This is a genomic window from Burkholderia mycopellens, from assembly GCF_964265025.1.
GTDB lineage: Bacteria > Pseudomonadota > Gammaproteobacteria > Burkholderiales > Burkholderiaceae > Burkholderia.
This window is the reverse complement of record NZ_OZ183802.1, coordinates 555,819-572,757: the sequence shown is the minus strand read 5'-3', so window position 1 is coordinate 572,757 and position 16,939 is coordinate 555,819. Positions and strand designations below refer to the sequence as shown.

Here is a 16,939-nt window from a genome sequence, read left to right as displayed (position 1 = left end):
AGTCTACGGAAGTCCAGCACCTTTATTCATCAAGGCTTTCGTGGCTGAGGCAGTCTGTTGCCATCCAGCGATGTCCGGTAAAATGGGGTGAAATTCTTCCCGGTTCACCCCATGAAAACCTCAAAGGCTCTGACGGCCTCGATGATCAATGGCGCGAAGCCCAAAGACAGACCGTACAAGTTGTCCGATCTGAATCGTCTTTCGCTGAACGTCAGCAAGGTAGGGACCAAGAGTTGGTCTTGGGCCTACCGTCTCGATGACAAAGACTGCACTTACCAAATCGGCCGTTGGCCGGACATCGGGCTCGCGGAAGCACGCGAACGCAGAGCCATGGCCGAGAGGCTCGTAAAAGCAGGGATTCATCCGAAGGCACACGACGAACAGCAAGTCATGCAGACTAAGGTCGAGCAGGCGACCACGTTTTGGGGCGTCACATCCGAATGGATCGCATTGAACCGCTCCAAGTGGTCTCCGTACTACCTCGACCAAATCGAGCGATTTACCGGTCGCTATATCCGGGATGCAGAGCTCGGTAAGCGCCCGCTTCGTTCGATCACGAGCGCGGACATCTTCGCCTTGGTTAGGGGTGTCGGATCGAGAACCAAGAGGTCCGACAATGAGCGGAAAGTCAGCGGCGCACCATCGGTCGCCGTACTTCTCAAGCAGTGGTGTTCGGCAGTCTTCCGTCTTGGCATCGCCAGCGGCCGATGCGACAGTAACCCGGCCGCGGGATTCAAACTGTCTGATGCCGTTGCTAAACCTCCGGTGAAAAACAATCGCGTACTCGACGAGGAAGAAATTCGTCGGCTTGTGTCAGAACTCAATCGATACCGTGGTAACCGAACCACCGTTATCGCCGTCAGTCTGCTCTTGCTGACGTTCGTGCGAACAATTGAGCTTCGTGCAGCGGCATGGAGCGAGTTCGACTTGGAAAGCGCCGTTTGGACAATTCCGCCAGAGCGGATGAAGCGCCGCTTGCCCCATGTCGTTCCGCTCTCGTCACAGGCTGTCAAGTTGCTCAAGGAACTAGGGCTGCTGACGGGAAACGCGACGTGGTTGTTTCCGAACCGCCGAGATGAGACGCGCTGCATGAGCGCAACGACAATCAATCGCGCGCTGGAATACATGGGCTTCGCTGGAGCGAACGGTATTGGTTTTACCGCGCACGGTGCTCGCGGCACTGCTTCAACCTATCTTCACGAGGAAGACTTTCATGAGAAGCACGTCGAACGACAACTTGCCCATGTGCAGAAAAATAAGGTGGCGGGAACGTATAACAAAGCAGCGTACCTGAAACAGAGGCGCGAAATGATGCAGCATTACGCCGATTACCTCTCTCACCTCGGATTAGTAGCATAGGCGGCGGGCACCCTGCGGCCACGAGGCCATGGTGAAGGCGCGCTCCAGACCACAAGCGCCCTGCCCCGCACAGGACGCCAGCGACAGCTGAAGTGGGAAGAAAATCCTCCGCCGCAAGGTTTGTCGACCCGAGTCCGACCTCAGCACCAACTCGGAAAGCCGCCTCTATTCGTAGAAGCGGCTTTTTTCGTTTGTGCAATCCACCATTTCAGTCGGATTGACCAAGCAGTTCAAGGCGCCAGCGTTTAGCTCAGCCCGTAGAACTTACTCAATGCTGCAGCCAATACGCCGCCGGCTGTCGCTACGCTAATTTCCCAACCTCCAGATGCCGCATGCGCCACCATCTTGCCGACCCAAGCGCTGACCCGCGGCCCGAATTCGTTACTCGAACGGGGTTCCGGATCTTCACGCACCGCCCGCTCCAGCTCACGAATTTCTGCATCCCCAACACCTTGCTCGGTGAGGTAACGCGCAAGCGAAGAAAAATCTGAAGCTGCGATGTGTTGCGAGTTGGTCTGGGTTACCGAACTGCCCTCCACATTGCCCAAGATGCCCTGAAAGTTCTCAATACGGATGTTCTGACTGTGCATAGCTGCCTGCTTTTCGCTTGCGGAAAATGAAAGCCCGTGACCAAGGATATTCTCTCTCTCTAGCGAGAGCGACCACTCCAAAATACGTGTGCGAACAGTATTGAGGATAGCCATCAGCTTGTTGGCGCCGATCACACGCAATGGTCGTAGCGGCGCGAAGCCATCCTGCATTGACATCAAGATGCGCTCTTGCTCAGGCGAAAAATAGAAAACCAAATGCCCCGTTTGCGAGCCTTCAATCAACTGCTGGATGGATGCCACTGATTCAGTCACATGAACTTGCGTGACCGCGTCATGTAGATTCTGCGGCACCAAGAAAGGCTGCAATCCATGGAAAGGATTTTGAACCCGCAACTCCCCGTGGATAGTACGGTAGTCGGGTAACATCTCTCGGCTGGCGCCTGCGTAACCATTGAGTTCAGCGAGAATCCATCCGCGAAATGCTGCAAGATCAAGTTTAGTTGCAACCATCAACGCCTTGCGGAGCGAGTCACTAATGTCGTGATCACTATTCGATGCCAGCTCTTGGAGCTGGATTACAATGGGCTGAGCCATGAAAGCGCGTTATCCCCTAAGTAATTGGTGGCACTTATCCGATCTGGTTGCCTACCAATTTCCAAGCATAACAGTGTGACGCCCCAAACCCCGGCGGTACTGACGCGAAACTTACGCTGCCCGTTAACCTGACGGGATATTCGCGCTAGGAAAATCCCTCTTCCCCCTGCCTCCTCGAAAACTCCGATCCCCGGCAATGAACGCTTCCAACATCCGTGGAATCAATGCCTCCACATCCACTGCCTCGCCGTAGGTCCGCGCGCACCGCCGCGTACCGGTCAAAGCCGGCCTTCAGGCTGGTCGAGCACACGAACGCCGCAGATGCTTTCGGTCTTGGGCAGCGGCCGCGCAGCTTGCGCGTCGTCACCGTGAAGCCCCCGGTTGAAGAACAACGGTTGATACGTCCGCAGCACCAAGTCGCAGTTGACGATGTGCGCACCGGCAAGCCGGAGCGCTCTGTCAGTCACTCCTCGCTGAAGGTATCGATTTGCGATCGATCCGTCTCGTCCGCTATGCGATCTCCTTTTACCGGAATCGGTGATCGTCCGGTCCCGTTCACAAAGCGTTGCAATCGATCCCAAGACACCAGATAGCGGTGTCTTGGGATCACAGCCAATTGCTCGTCATGTACAACCAAAACGCGCTCGACATCGGCTGCCTCATCGTCGACCAGCGCCCACATCTCGCCACGTTCAGCACGTGCTATGCATGCATCTAGCACCGCCTCCGCGCGCCGATACAAATCAACATCAGAGCCCGAAGCCGTCTCACTTCGCATGAAGAACGCCAAGTAGACAACGCGTAACAGGCAAATGACCTGATCACACTCGCCCTTCCCCGAACGAACCACTGCCAACGCCATGTGATTTTCAAGCGAAAGGGACCGCACTTTTTCAGTCGAAAGTGGCAACAACATCTCTTTCGTCAATGCAGGTCGACTACCTCTGCTCATCGCAGATTATATGAACGCCTCCCGTTTGCGAAGGTTTTTCGTGTGTGCTGACTACGACAGGATGGGTTGCAGCTTTATATCCGGGCTTGTTGCAGCCTGACTTGCTGCGGCCCACCATGAAATCCGCTGACCCGCGCCTCATTTTTCCGACGAGCTAGAAGCTCACTCAGCGATTCAGGTTTGGCGAGTCCCGGTCCGACCTGTTTTGTCATTACATACGATTGCCAGCGCAACCTTTCGACGTGTCATCCTGTAAAAATTGATCTACCTTCTACGCGACGTGCGCCGGTCAGACCGGTTTCACGCTCACATAGTCCTTGTCGTACTGCCTGTCGTGCGCCAAGATCGCCCAGATCGTGCGAGCCATCCTGTTCGCTTGTGCCACGACTGCTACATTCAACGGTCGCCGCTTCTTGATGCCTTCGGCCCATAATCCGGGTTCCTTTGCGAGACACAGCACGCTTCGGGCCCCGTGGATCAACAGCTTGCGCAGATAGGTATCTCCTCGTTTGCTGATCCCCAGTAACTGGACCTTGCCACCCGTACCGGTCTGCCGTGGCACCAGTCCGATCCAGGCTGCGAACTCGCGCCCGGACCGGAACGTCTTCGCATCGCCCATAGTGGCTACTGCCGCTGTCGCCGTCAGCAGACCAACGCCCGGTATGGCAACAATCGCCTTGCATGCCTTGTCCTCTCTCTGCCACGCCTGCAGACGCCGCTCAATTTCGGCAATCTGTCTGTCCAGTTCCGACAATCCACTCCACTGCTCTCGCAGTGTGTCGATCAGGATCGAGGGCAGACGATCAACCAGCCGCTCCAGGACACTTGGAATTGCCTTGTCGAGCGCAGCCCGTCCCTTGGCCATCACTTCACCGTATTCGGTTAGCAAGCCGCGCAGACTATTGACCTGCATCGTGCGGAACTTCACCAGTTGCTCTCGCATCCGGTGCAGCCCCAGCACGGCCTGCTGCGTTTCAGTCTTCACCGCGACGGCCTTGCCTGCATGCTGTACGGCAAGCCAGATGGCTCGCGCATCAGTCGCATCGTTCTTGTTACCCATTGCGAACGCCTTGACGAACTTGCCCGGCATCAACTTCACCTGATGGCCCATCGCGATCAGCTTACGGGCCCAGTGTCAACGTCGGACGTAATTTCCCCAGAAGTGTCGAAGTAAAATTCCCCACCCTGTTCGGACGGTGATCAGCCGGCGATGTGATCGGATGAGCTCCTTCGCGGACGGCCCGGGCGCCGACGAACCGGTTCAGCGGACGGGTGATTCAGGGAAGATGGTCGGTTGCGCAGATGGTCGGGCAGCAGATCGGCGTGTTCTCGTAGGCGGTACGATGTGCCTTCAATCTGCACGACGATCGCGTGGTGCAGCAGCCGGTCGAGCAGCGCCGCGGCGACCACGCTGTCGCCGAACACTTCGCCCCATTCGCCGAAGCTGCGATTGGACGTCAGGATGATCGCGCAGCGCTCGTAGCAGGCGTTGACGAGCTGGAAGAACAGATTGCCGCCGTTGGAGCCGATCGGCAGGTAACCGATCTCGTCGACGATGAGCAGGCTGTTGCGTGCAAGGAAGCGCACGCGCTGCGCCAGGTTGCCCTCCCGCTCGGCCTTGGCCATCGAGTTCACGATCTCGGCCAGCGAGCCGAAGTAGACGCTCTTGCCGGCGCGCACGGCTTCCACGCCCAGCGCAATGGACAGGTGCGATTTGCCCGTGCCGGGCGGCCCAAGGAAGTGCACGGTCTGCCGTCGTTCGATGAACTCAAGTTGCGCAAGCGTCATGATGCGATCTCGGTCGAGGCTCGGCTGGAAGCTGAAGTCGTAACCGGCCAGCGTCTTGATCGTGCCGAGCCGCGCGGTCTGCAGCGCCATCCGGATGCGGCGGGTCTCGCGCGTCGTGAACTCCTCGCCCAGCAGCGTTTCCAACACTTCCAGCATCGAGCTGTCGCCTTGCTCGAAGCGATTCAGGGTGGCGTCCAGCGTTTCGAGCGCGCGCGGCATGCGCAAGCCGACGAGATAGCGCCGGATGCGTTCCAGTGTCGAGGCAGGCATGCCGCTCATGCGGTCCTCCCAGCATCTGCGAGGCGTCTTGCGACCTGGTCATAGAACGACAGAGGCCGGCGAGCTACGGCTACCGTTACCGATGGTGATGGGTGTCGTGCTGGCTGCTTGCGCTGATTTGCGCGCCGATGGCCGGGCAACAGCGAGGTTCGTCGCCGGCCTTCGAGCACGGGATGAACCGCCAGCAGTTCACCGTCTTCGTAGATGCGGATCTCGTGGGCCAGACTGTGGACGTCGAGCGTGCGCTTGCGTGTTCGATCGGGCACGCTGTAGTAGTTGCCGCCGACCGAGACGAGGCCTTCGTGACTCACGCGACGCTCGAGCCGGATCACGCCGTTGAAGGTGCCGGCCGGCAACGCCTGCAGTGCGGGACGCTCCTCACCGAAGTGCTGGGCGACGACGCGGTGCGTCGTGCCGTGCACGCGCACATTGGCCACCGTGTCGAGCCACTCGCGCAACTGTCGGTTCAAGTCGGCGAGATTCTGGAAACGACGCGCCAGGAAGAAGTCCTGCCGGATATAGCGGTACGGCCGCTCGACCTTGCCCTTGGTCTTGGCGCGATATGCCTTGCAGGCGCGCGGCGCGAAGCCGTAGTGCTGCGCAAACGCGACCAGCTTCGCGTTGTAGACGATGTGCTTCTCGACTTCGCCCAGCACGGCCGCCTTCATCCGGTCGTACAGAATCTCGCGCGGAGCGCCGCCGAGGTGCTCGAACGCATCCATGTGGCAGCGCAGGACGGTCTGCAGGTCCTGATGCTCGACGAAACGTCCCCAGAGATAGCGGCTGTGCCCAAGCACGATCGAGAATAGCCAGATCGAGCGTCGCTGGCCAGGCGCGTCGCCGAACTCGACATTGAAGTGGGCGAAATCCACCTGCGCTTGATGCCCGGCAGGCGTCTCGAAGCGCACCTCGAAGCCACGTTGGCGGGGCGGCCGGACCTCCCGAACCAGGTCGCCCAGTGCCGTGCGGCCACCGGTGTACCCCATGGCCCGAATCTCGCGCAGCAGTCGCTCGACGCTCAGGTCGGGAAACTCGCGCACACGTTCGGTGACGTAGTGGACGAACGGATCGACCACGCACGGTCGCGGTGCGCGCGGACCGTAACGCGGCGCCTGAACGCCATTCCTGATGTATTTACGAACGGTCTTGCGGTCCATACCCAGTCGAGTAGCGATGGCCGAAATACTCAGCCCTTGCCGATGCAATTCCAGAATCGTCATCACTTCCTCCAGCTCGACCACCGACACCCCCACGACGGATCTCCAGGGCGATATGGTCGGCGATCGACAGGACGGCGCCGCTACCGCGGCGCCATCAGATAAAAAACTGGGGAAAATTACTTCGACGAAAGTGGGGAGTATCTATCCGACGCTGACACCCAGTGTTGGGAACCACCGCAGGCTTCCATGCCGATGAGGCGGGGAGTCAAATTTGCGAAATGCTCCAGAAACGCGGCTCGCTTTACCGGCTTATTTACGATCTCGCCCGTCTCTGCGTCGATGTAATGGAGCTGCATCACGTTCTTTGCAATGTCCACACCCACTGTCGTGTGCTTCATTTCGGAGCCTCCGGTTTGCCAGGAAAACCCCTATGGTCTTCCATCTGGGCACTTTGATGCCATTGGCCCGTAAGCTCAGCCTTCCTGCAAGCTACGCCACTCACGGGTGGGAGGCGTTCATATCATTTTTCCTCACCCAATCTCCCTCACCATAACCAGCGCATTGAGCTCGACCTTACTCACGGCGCGCATTTGCCTGTTGGGTAGCTATATAAACGACCGTGCACGCAGCGCACCAACCAACTGAACATAAACGCGCTGGTATCAATTCGACTCGCCATTCAATTCGTCACGGCTACCATTGTCCTCGCGACTATCAGCAGGCAAATCAAATCCAGCAACGCGGATCTCAGCATGCAACTGGCTCGCCCGCACGTTGAGCACCAGCCGGAGACAGGCCGCCCCTTCCTCAAGCCCGGATGACGGTGAACGCATCGCCGAAACACACCACACCCACTCCTCGTCCTGCCAAGGCCAGAAGTAGGCCCCGCCGCCTCGGATAACGTAGCTCCCGTCTAATTGCGGAGCATCGGGTGCCAGACTTGTCGTGAAACGGTTCAGACACCACTCAGGATTGGTCATTCCGTAAAGACCAAACGCATTACATTGTAAATTTGGGGCAGGCTCGAACTTTGGGCGCGACTCAAAATACTCTATCAACGATGCGAAATCCGACGACAACCATCTCTCCAGCACGTCCTCTGATGGCAAGCGATCGCCGAACGGAAACAGGGTCCGAGTTCCGGCGCGATACATATATTCCCACTCTGCTTCGCCTGGCATCCTGCACCCGATTTCACTCGCAAATATCTCTGCATCTTCCCGGCTCAGATATACAGGACTGTAGGGAAATTCACTTTTTTCGTCGGAACACTGGACGGTGAGAACAGGAGCCACGGAAACGAGCATTGGATGGACAACGCGGTGCCGCACCGGTCGCATTTCCTCGACAGTGAGTTGGAGAACGTCAGATATTGCTAAAGCCGCATGCTCCTCTGCCTCGGAAAAACCCATCATGAAGCTACCGCCCGGAACATACTGAAACGGGATACCACTGTCTACATGTACAAACCTAGGGCACCCGTTCACAGCGTATCCTGCAAATTCAAAATTCTGACCCGAAATGTCAATTCGATCGTTCACGCGATAACCCTAGCAGCCATATTTGTGCACCTTACCCGTAGTCTTATTCTCATACGTGATTTCCACGCCATGTTTCTGAGCAAACTTGCTCATCCGTGCCGAGCATCCCCGGCCACCAGGATTGCAGGGGTCCTTGGTGCCACGGAAATATAGCTTGTCACCTGGCTGCACTCCTCCTTCAATTTTGGCGAGAACTTTTGCTTCGGTGTGAACGTCAAGCTGTTGTGAGAAGGTTAATCGCCCAGGTTTAGGGTTATCCGATCCGCTAAACTCGATACCTTCCATGTGCTGCCCTGTCGATGGCCGCTGCCACATCCATTCGAGGAAGTGCCCTGGCGTCCGGGCCAGTCCAAGAGGGTCGGTCCAGCTAACTGGGTTGTCTGCGTACTGGTACAGATTGTCACCGCCCAGCAACCCAATCGGATCTTGGTTAATGAATCGCCCTACATCCGGATCATAGAACCGGAAAGTATTGTAGTGAAGGCCCGTGCTGTCGTCGGCGTACTGTCCCGCATAGCGAAGCGGCTGATCGGTACGCGCCGCAGTCAGTTGTCGTGCGCTCGGCTCGACCTTACCCCACGCTGAGTATTTGCCTGCCCACGCCAGCTCACCGGATTCGTCGGTGACCTCCAGCGGCGCTCCGACCAGATCGGTATGGAAGTGGTAGATCCGCGCCGTGCGTTTCGCCTTGTCGATCGCAACAGCCGCCAGCGCCTCCGCGATGACCGTGTCGACACGTGCCGCCGGGGTGTACGGCGCATCCGGGCTGTACACATAGCTGCTCACCCCGGTCTCGCGTACCTCCTGCGCGAGTCGCAGCCCTTCCCAAACAAAGCGCTTCGTCTCCACGCGCTGCCTCATGCCGCGTACATCGAAAGAAGTATCGGTCTTCGCAAGACGCCGCCCGAGCGAGTCGTACTCAAAGCGGGTTTCTACAACGCCGCGCGCGTCCTGAGTGCGAACGATCAGTAGCCGATCCTGCCCGTCATACGTGAATCGCTGCGTCTGGTTCGCGCCGCGCAGCTTCGTCGCCAGATTGCCGAACGGATCGTATTCGAAACGCAGGTCCTGCCACATGCGCAGACGATTGCCTTCGACGTAGCCTCGGCTTTTGCGCTGCGCCTCATCGAGCAAGTTGCCCGCAGCGTCCCATGCGAACTGCTCAAGTTGGCGATCGATGATGTTGGCGCAACTCGTCAGCCGTCCAGCCGGGTCGTAGCTGTACTGTGTGCTGCCGCGCAGGCCATCGGTCGTCTCGATCAATTCTCCAGATGCGTCGTATCCGTAGTTTCGCCACACCTGGCCGCGACTGCGACCCAGCGCCTCGGGCTGGAAGCCGGCTGACTGCCAGACCTTTCGGCCGAGCGGATCATAGGCGGAACGCTGGGTCAGTCGCCCTTGCGTACGTGTAATCTCGCGATGCAGATCGTCGCGCTCGAAGTCACTCACGACCTGATCGCCCACGCGGATTTGGTGGACGTGACCCGAGCCGTAGCGCAACACCTGTAGCGTTTGATCGTGCGGCAACGCAAGCGCCGTCACGTTGTCGAGTTCGTCGAGCGTGTACTCGACGGTACCGTTTGCGCCGTGCTCGGCAACCAGTCGGCCGACCTTGTCGTATTCAAACTCCACTACGTCCGGCGTGAGACCGAGCGCGATCCCGGCCGGCGTCGGCGTGCGCTCGACCTTCACCAGCCGGTCGCCCTGGTTGTACGCATAGCGCGTGACTTCGGTCGGCGTATGCTGGACCTTCAGATTGCCCATCCGGTCTCGTTCGAGTCGGATGGTACGGATCGGCCGATCCTTCGTCGCAAGACCGTCCGGCGCGCCGACGATGTCCAGCGCCAGCAATTCGCCCGCATCCCCATACTCGAATCGCCGCTCAACGCCATCCGGGCGGGTTTCCGTCAACAGGCGCCCACCGGCGCTGTACTTGAACGTATAGCGTGCGTGGTCCTGCTGGAGTTCGCGAAGCCGCCCGTCGACGTCGTATCGATAGTGAATCCGTCGCCCGGCGGGATCGATCGCCTCGACGAGTTGACCTCGCGCATTGCGCAACGATTGCTGGATACGTCCACCAAGGCCGATGTGCCGCACCATCAGCCCGGCCGCATCGTACTCGAACGTCTCCGAGCTGCCGTCTGGATACGTGATGCGGTGCGGTTCCCCGGTTGGGCGCATATAGTACTCGGTACGCTGCCCCAGCGCGTTCTCCTGCGCGAGCGGCAGGCCAAACACATCGAAGCTGGTACGCGTGGTCTTGCCGGAACAATCCGTGTAAGCAACCAACTCACCCAGGCTGTTCCACTCCAGGATCTTGCGCCCGCCACGGGCGTCGATATGAGCGATCGGAAGTGCAGTCAAACCCTTCGGATACTCGTAGCGATCCTCGCGCCCCAGCGGGTCGGTGCTCGACAACAGGCGGCCCTGGTGATCGTATTCGGCTCGCCAGGCGCCCCCATCTGCCCCCACCACTTCCACGGGCCGCATGCTGTTGCCAGCGTAGCGGGTGCGAGTCGTGCGGCCCAGCGGATCGGTCTCGGCAACGATCCGGCCCGCATCGTCATACTCAAACACCGCCGTCCGCTCACCGAGCAGCATCAGCATCGTTGGCATGCCGGCGTCGTTGTACTTGATCCGGTAGAGTCCGCCGTCGAAGTCGGTGTACTCGACAATCTGGAACTGCGCATCGAAACGCCAGTGCGCCGTGCGGCCGTCTGTGTGCGTCACGCGGGTTTGTCGGCCCTCGACGTCATATTCGAACGTCGCGCGCTCGCCTTCGTTCGTATGCGTCGCGACGACCCTCTGCTCACCCTCGATCACGCTCCAGACGTAGCCGGACCTGAACCCCAGCGCGTTCGTGTGGCTCGACATCAGGCCATTGACATACGTGAACTGGCGCACCACCGCCCCGTTCGCGTCCGTCACCGACGCCAGTTGCCCGTTTTCATCATACCCGTAGGCAACGACGAGTCGACGCGCCTCGCCACGAACAAGCGTGACCGAACCCAGGCGCCCGTAATCCGGTTCGTAGGCCAGCACGGCATTCAGGCCGCCGCACGTCAGAATCTCGGTAACGCGGCCTCGGCTGTCGCGCTCGAACTGACACCACTGCCCTGCCTGATCCTCAATGCGGCGCACCCAGGCAATACGGCCGGAATCCGGATCGTATTGACCGAAGTCGTAATACGTCTCGCCGAGGTCATGCAAGATGTAGCGCCCATCCGGCGTGCAGGTCAGGTACCGTTGCTCTGCCTCGCTGAACGCGGCTTGCCCGGCGCGCAGCAAAGGAAAGCCGCTCTCGCGCCCTTGCGCGTCGGTGTACCAGAGACGACCGTCACGAGCATGCAAACGAAGCTCCCACGGCACCACCCAGCCGCGCCCGAGCGTGCCTGCGTAGTCGATGTTGCTCGAATAGAACCGCTGGACCGCGACTGGCATCGGGCTCGGGATCACGTAGTCGGTTTCCGATTCGGCCAACAGGATCTTCCGGCCCGTCGTCACGTCGACCGGGTTGCCGAACATCCCGCCGATCGCCTTGTTGATCGCCGGCCCGGCGACGTAGCGACTCACGGCTTCGCCGAGCACGTAGCCACCGATGAATTTCGCCGCGCACGGCATCACCGCGCGCGACATGCCGCCGGCCGCCTTCAACAGCCCACCCAAGCCCCCGACCAGACCCGCCAGAGCAAACGCCCAATCCGTCGCAGTTCGCAGCCAAGGCGGCACTTCGTCGTCGACCGGCAGGTACGTCTGCGTCCCGCCGTGGAAGAACGTGTCATGCGACCCATCGGCGATCGTTGCACCGCAGGTGATCTTGTCGTCCTTCCGCGCCGCAGGACGCCCGTTAATGAAGATATTCGTCGAGCCTTGCGCGACAAGCGGAATGGGTGGGTGCTTGCTACACGTCACGCCGCTCATCGTCGCATAAGCCGATGCCTTGGCATTCACGTAGACGTCCGACGAGCCGGTCATGATGTTGCCGGACTGCGAACTGAACATCTTGCCGATCGACTCGCCTATTGACAGGAGCGCCTGTGCGCCAAGCCCTGCCGCCATGCCCGCCAGCAACGCCACGCCGAATCCGCACGTGAACGTGGCAAATGCTACGGCGGCGATCAGGGCGATACCCAGCACGGCCCCGATCAGAAAGCCGGTGAGCGCGCTGGTGTGGTCGATCGGATCGGTGACTCGTGCGGCTTCGTACACGGTGATGGCCCTTTGCTGTTGTTGTTATTCCGACGCCTGATCGGCAGGACGGTAGCCGTCGAGCCAGTTCCGCCAGAGCGCATCGAGTGTTTCACCGAAGCTTTTCGCACTCGATGCCGTAAAGATCAGCACGCGCCCCGGCGCCACGATGAACGCGCCCTGCCGCTGAAAAACCGTCTTGGGACCATTCCGATAGGCCGCGTCGATGCGCTCACCTGGCATGCCGTCTGTTTCAGACCCAAGGCGTTCAACCCGACGCGACAGCACCCGATGGCCTTGCAATCGCGATTTGAGTAACGCGATCTGACGATCGATATACGGCGCAAGCGTTTCACCATCCTTGAGCCAGTCACGCGCCACGCTGAGGCTCGGCTGCGCAGCCGTGTTGGCCGGCACAAAGAGGTTGGTCGTACGATCCTCGAAACCGTCCGGCAAAACTATGCTGCCTTCGTGAATCCGGATACGGTTTTCGGAATCCGTCATGCTAGTTCTCTCGTGATGCGTGGAAATTTGAAGTTTGCCGAATACGCGTTCAATCGGTCTGACCGGCCGGGGTCACGACTTTCTCGCCGCGTGCGCGCATCGCCGCGCGTTGCGCCTTCGGGTCGAGCGGCGGCCATGGCGCACCTGCTGCGACAATCTTGCGGCGAATCTCTTCGATACGCGCCTGTGCTCCAGAATTCGCGGCCGCGTGGTTCTTCAGTTCGTTTTGCAGCGCCCAGCCGTACGAAACGCCGAGTTGGCTGGCAACCTTCGGGTCCGCGCCGTGCGCAAGCAAGTAATCGACGATGTCCCATTGCTGAATCATCGTTGCCTCGAACAGCGCCGTCTTTCCGAGCGAATCGCGAGCGTTCACATTCGCCTTGTGCTCAACCAGCAACTTCAATTGAGGCAAAAGCCGGTTCTCGGCCACCGCGAAAATCATCGGCGTGTCTCCGTTGTACAACCAATTGGGATCGAGCCCGCCATTCAACAACACGCGAAGTACGTTCGGCGTATCGGCCCGCAAGGCGACGTCGACCACCGAGCTTCCACCGGAGCCGACGGGCGCCTTGGGATCGGCCCCGTTCTTTAGAAGTACCGAGATGATCTGGTAGCGCACATTGGACGCGTCGTTCTTGACCGGGACAATTTCCTGCACGGCATACGACAGCAGCGTCGTGTTTTTCGCGCCCGCCGCATTCAGGTCAGTCTTCGGCGCAAGTTGCTGGACGCGCGTCAGATCACCGTCATGAATGGCCTGCGCCAACGTGAGTTGCTGCCCCGAAAAAAATTCTTCCGGCGCGTACCGTTTGAAACCAGTCATGTTTGTCCCTTGGGCTTGTGCAGGCCACCAAAGCGGCGAGGTCACTCCAACGAGTGCGGCGATCGCGCCGGCGGTTATCGCTTTCTTGTATCGCATCAGTGAGATGAATTCATTTGAGAAACCAGGTCGAGCTGATCCTTCGCGACCTGCTGGTTGATGCCGTTCGTCACGTCACCCATCAGGTGACGGCCGACTGTGGTCACGCTCTCGCCGTCGAGCGTGACGGGGCTACCGACCGCTTTGGGCATCAGCGCCGCCGTGCCATCGCTGATCGGTCCGAGTCGCCCTTCTTGCAGGCCAGTCAGAATGTCGCCATCGACCCGGTACGCCGTGATGTTGGCTGCCTGAGCCGTCCCGCCGTACTGCGCGACCGTCTCTGGACTGAGGCCAGCAGCATTGAAGGTCACCGCTGAACCGCCACTGGCCTCGGCTGCGGCAGAGGCCAACCCACCACCCAACGAGTGCCCGGTGAAATCGACGCCAGACGACGCGCCCGTAGTCTCGATGTTCTTGCCGATCGTAACCGCGTTGCGATAGTACGGTGCATCCGCGCCCAGCCCTTGCGCCATGTTGTTGCTCATGTCTTCGCCGAAGAGCTGCTGCGTCCCCTTGAACGCGACCGTCGGCTTCATGCTGTCGCCAAAGACCTTCGGATCGGGCACATACATCTGCGACCCGAAGTTGCTACCGCTTTTCTCGAAATCGCTTGGTTTGAGGCCGAATGCCTTAAGCGCGTCCGGATCGTTGGTCGCCATCTTCCATCCGGTCGGCGGCGGATCGTTCGGGTGATAGACGTGATCGGCAAGCTTCGCCAGTTGCTGTGCCTTCATCGAACTCGCCAGCTTGGTGGCCGCCGCCCGCGTCGCGGGATCAGGACTCGCCAATCCCTGCGCGATCATTGCTTGTGCGTCCGACCACTCAAGCGCTAATGCTTGTTCGGCAGACAGCGCGCTACCTCGGTTCAAGTGAATAACCGGGCCATCGAGATAGATGCCATTCGCATTGATCACGATCGTTGAAGGACCGAAAGTCAGCTTAATGCTGTCCGGCTTCATCGTTACAACGCCGTCGCCAACGCGATGCTCGATACCATCGCTTGCCTGATGGCTCTGCATACCCGGCCCGGCCTTGCTCGCGATAGCCTTCGTATTGATGACGTTCGCGGTAGTGTCGCGCGTCAGGGCGATGGTTTCCTTCATGCCGCCTTGCGCGATTTGCTTCGTCTCGCTGCCCTTGAGTAACGAAACGGTCCGTGCGCCGGCTTCGACGGTATGCGTTTCCGCATCCTTGATCAGCGTGTTCATGTCTTTCTGCGCGTGCAGAAAGACCTCTTGCGCGCCGTTCACGTCGGAGAACCGCAACTCATTCGATCCCCCGCCCTTGTGCGTCTGGCTCTTGATCCCCATCGTCTGGCCAGCCGCGCCGTGATACGGATTGCCTTGCTCACCGTTGTATACGCGCCCCACGATGACCGGGTTATCCGGATCACCTTGATTGAACGCGACCACGGTTTCCTGGCCGATTCGTGGAATGGCCGCAGCCCCCCAACCATCGCCCGCCCACGGTTGCGACACCCGAATCCACATCGAGTCCGAGCCATCCATCTTTCCACGGCGATCCCACAGAAAGTGCAGCTTTACGCAACTGCCGTTGGTGTGGATCTGCTCGCCCTTCGGCCCCACCACGATTGCCGACTGCGTACCGTGAATCACCGGCTTCGGCGTGTTTCGAGGGGAGCGATACGGGATTTTCTTCGGAAGCAGCGAAAACGAGTTGCGGTACGGCAGCTTTGCCGCGTGCTCCGTATAGTCGTTCACGGCTTCATGCCGAACATGCAGGATCACGTACTCCTGGTTGTTCGCCATCACCGGGTGATTCGTCACCGTCACGCTACCGGCAGCGGTCATCCGCCACGCGTAACCACCACCGGTATAGCGATGGGCCTGCGCTTCTTCCGCCTGCATCGCAATGCGCGTATAGCGATCACCGTCGTCGCCGTGATCGTAGAGCGATTGATGTTCGAAACGCTCCGTCGTGTCGAGGCGAGCATGCTGGAGCGTCTGCGGCTCAGCCTGTGCCAGCATCAACGGTGACGACGGATTCTGATGGTTGAAATCCTGATAGGTGACTCGCCCTACGCCAAAGCGCCGACCTTCGTGCAACTGGTCGATGCCGTTGTATTCGCTCGATTCCCGATCCGCATACGGTACGGTCGCAAGACCCTCGATCGCGCGGAACACGAAATTCGTGTCGCCGATGACAAGGATGTGCTTGTCTTTCTCGTAGCGATGTGTCCAGATCAAGCCTTCCTGTTCCATCAGACGGGCGCAGAAGTTGTAGTACGACTCCTGGTACATCACGATGTATTCGATGGGCTTCAGTTCGGTCCGAATGTCGAACTCGAAATCGGTAAAGCCGAATTCCTGGAAAATCTCGGTGAGAATGTCACGCGATGTCTTGTTCTGGAAGATACGGCAGTCGGTCGATCGGGTGAGAAACCAGAACCACGGCACGACCGTCATGTGGTACTGCGTCACTCGACCAGGATTACCCGCGCGGTCGAACGACGAAACGTAGCCATCGAAGAAGCGATTGTCCTCGCCATCACTGCCCGACGCGACAATACGCTCCAGCGTCGACTGTTGTGCCTGATGATCGAGCTGGAGCTTGATCGGCTGACCAATCAGGTGATCGGGTGTCAGGTCATGCTGGTGCGAAAGCAGATCCAACTGAATTTCCGGCAAGCGGTTCACATGCTCGTCAATGACCGCCGCACTGACCAATAGAACATCAGGACCAAGTGGCGTATCGATCGTCACGTACCGGTTCATCTGCGTCAGGCGCGCTACGCCCCCGACCGCATTATTGAGCGCGTCGGCAATCGCGGCCGGCGTTTTTTCCATCAGAGAGAAACCGGTTTGCGCAAGCTGGACCGCGCGTTGTACGGTCTCGAGATGACTGGCAACGCCAGCGAGCGGGCCGATTTGACCGGCCACAGTGGACGCGATCGGACCGGCAAGACCGCCGAGCGCGCTCAGCGACCCCAAGGAACTCCCACCAAATCCGCTCGGAATACCGCCATTCGGGGCGAAACTCATTCTTATTCCTTTATTCTCATCTCAGGTTCTCTCCTCCGCCAGTCGGTTGGCGCGAGGCTTCGCTACTGTAGGACAAATTCCGACAACGTGAAAGATGCCGGA

The 16,939-nt window shown here is 59.4% G+C and carries 10 protein-coding genes and 3 pseudogenes; 1 reads left to right on the top strand and 12 read right to left on the bottom strand.

The genetic code is table 11. The features are described from left to right. Window positions 1-111: 111 nt before the first annotated feature. Window positions 112-1,359, top strand: a complete 1,248-nt coding sequence (locus ACPTTC_RS02775; RefSeq protein ID WP_423391490.1) for a tyrosine-type recombinase/integrase — start codon at window positions 112-114, stop codon at window positions 1,357-1,359. Between the two features lie 245 nt (window positions 1,360-1,604). On the opposite strand, the gene ACPTTC_RS02770 is transcribed toward ACPTTC_RS02775, so the two are convergent. The 12 genes and pseudogenes from ACPTTC_RS02770 to ACPTTC_RS02715 all read right to left on the bottom strand — a co-directional run bounded on the left by ACPTTC_RS02770 (window position 1,605) and on the right by ACPTTC_RS02715 (window position 16,837). Then, window positions 1,605-2,504, bottom strand: a complete 900-nt coding sequence (locus tag ACPTTC_RS02770; protein WP_423391489.1) for a hypothetical protein — start codon at window positions 2,502-2,504, stop codon at window positions 1,605-1,607. 123 nt (window positions 2,505-2,627) lie between these two features. Then, window positions 2,628-2,871: pseudogene (locus ACPTTC_RS02765) on the bottom strand (DUF2274 domain-containing protein). A 96-nt stretch (window positions 2,872-2,967) separates the two neighbouring features. Beyond that, window positions 2,968-3,420: a hypothetical protein gene (locus ACPTTC_RS02760; protein ID WP_423393308.1), complete on the bottom strand. Its 453-nt coding sequence runs from the start codon at window positions 3,418-3,420 to the stop codon at window positions 2,968-2,970. Between the two features lie 325 nt (window positions 3,421-3,745). Continuing rightward, window positions 3,746-4,591 (bottom strand): annotated as a pseudogene (locus ACPTTC_RS02755) (IS110 family transposase); the annotation flags it as partial. A 65-nt stretch (window positions 4,592-4,656) separates the two neighbouring features. Then, on the bottom strand, window positions 4,657-5,523 hold the full coding sequence (gene istB / locus ACPTTC_RS02750; protein WP_124681121.1) for an IS21-like element ISBcen28 family helper ATPase IstB: 867 nt from the start codon (window positions 5,521-5,523) through the stop codon (window positions 4,657-4,659). Further along, window positions 5,520-6,776 (bottom strand): IS21-like element ISBcen28 family transposase, encoded by a 1,257-nt coding sequence (gene istA / locus ACPTTC_RS02745; RefSeq protein WP_423391356.1) that lies wholly within the window; start codon window positions 6,774-6,776, stop codon window positions 5,520-5,522. Before istA ends, istB begins: the two co-directional genes overlap by 4 nt. A gap of 125 nt (window positions 6,777-6,901) precedes the next feature. Continuing rightward, window positions 6,902-7,081, bottom strand: a pseudogene (locus tag ACPTTC_RS02740) (IS110 family transposase); the annotation flags it as partial. 264 nt (window positions 7,082-7,345) lie between these two features. Next, a complete protein-coding gene (locus tag ACPTTC_RS02735; RefSeq protein ID WP_423391488.1) occupies window positions 7,346-8,098 on the bottom strand; it encodes a formylglycine-generating enzyme family protein in 753 nt (250 codons plus the stop codon). A gap of 135 nt (window positions 8,099-8,233) precedes the next feature. Further along, entirely contained in the window at window positions 8,234-12,433 is a 4,200-nt protein-coding gene (locus ACPTTC_RS02730; RefSeq protein WP_423391487.1) for an RHS repeat-associated core domain-containing protein, read from the bottom strand. Between the two features lie 24 nt (window positions 12,434-12,457). Then, window positions 12,458-12,916, bottom strand: a complete 459-nt coding sequence (locus ACPTTC_RS02725; RefSeq protein WP_423391486.1) for a DcrB-related protein — start codon at window positions 12,914-12,916, stop codon at window positions 12,458-12,460. A gap of 49 nt (window positions 12,917-12,965) precedes the next feature. Beyond that, window positions 12,966-13,835 (bottom strand): ankyrin repeat domain-containing protein, encoded by an 870-nt coding sequence (locus tag ACPTTC_RS02720; protein ID WP_423391485.1) that lies wholly within the window; start codon window positions 13,833-13,835, stop codon window positions 12,966-12,968. Next, the gene (locus tag ACPTTC_RS02715) at window positions 13,835-16,837 is read right to left on the bottom strand and encodes a type VI secretion system Vgr family protein (RefSeq protein ID WP_423391484.1); all 3,003 of its coding nucleotides are present in this window, start codon (window positions 16,835-16,837) and stop codon (window positions 13,835-13,837) included. The genes ACPTTC_RS02720 and ACPTTC_RS02715 overlap by 1 nt, the downstream gene beginning before the upstream one ends. Window positions 16,838-16,939: the final 102 nt, after the last annotated feature.

What these genes read in the sequence shown, in the direction of transcription:
- ACPTTC_RS02775 (WP_423391490.1), top strand. Translation starts at nt 112, where the DNA reads ATGAAAACCTCAAAGGCTCTGACGGCCTCGATGATCAATGGCGCGAAG.
- ACPTTC_RS02770 (WP_423391489.1), bottom strand. Translation starts at nt 2,504, where the DNA reads ATGGCTCAGCCCATTGTAATCCAGCTCCAAGAGCTGGCATCGAATAGT.
- ACPTTC_RS02760 (WP_423393308.1), bottom strand. Translation starts at nt 3,420, where the DNA reads ATGTTGTTGCCACTTTCGACTGAAAAAGTGCGGTCCCTTTCGCTTGAA.
- istB (WP_124681121.1), bottom strand. Translation starts at nt 5,523, where the DNA reads ATGAGCGGCATGCCTGCCTCGACACTGGAACGCATCCGGCGCTATCTC.
- ACPTTC_RS02735 (WP_423391488.1), bottom strand. Translation starts at nt 8,098, where the DNA reads ATGATGGGTTTTTCCGAGGCAGAGGAGCATGCGGCTTTAGCAATATCT.
- ACPTTC_RS02725 (WP_423391486.1), bottom strand. Translation starts at nt 12,916, where the DNA reads ATGACGGATTCCGAAAACCGTATCCGGATTCACGAAGGCAGCATAGTT.
- ACPTTC_RS02720 (WP_423391485.1), bottom strand. Translation starts at nt 13,835, where the DNA reads ATGCGATACAAGAAAGCGATAACCGCCGGCGCGATCGCCGCACTCGTT.
- ACPTTC_RS02715 (WP_423391484.1), bottom strand. Translation starts at nt 16,837, where the DNA reads ATGAGTTTCGCCCCGAATGGCGGTATTCCGAGCGGATTTGGTGGGAGT.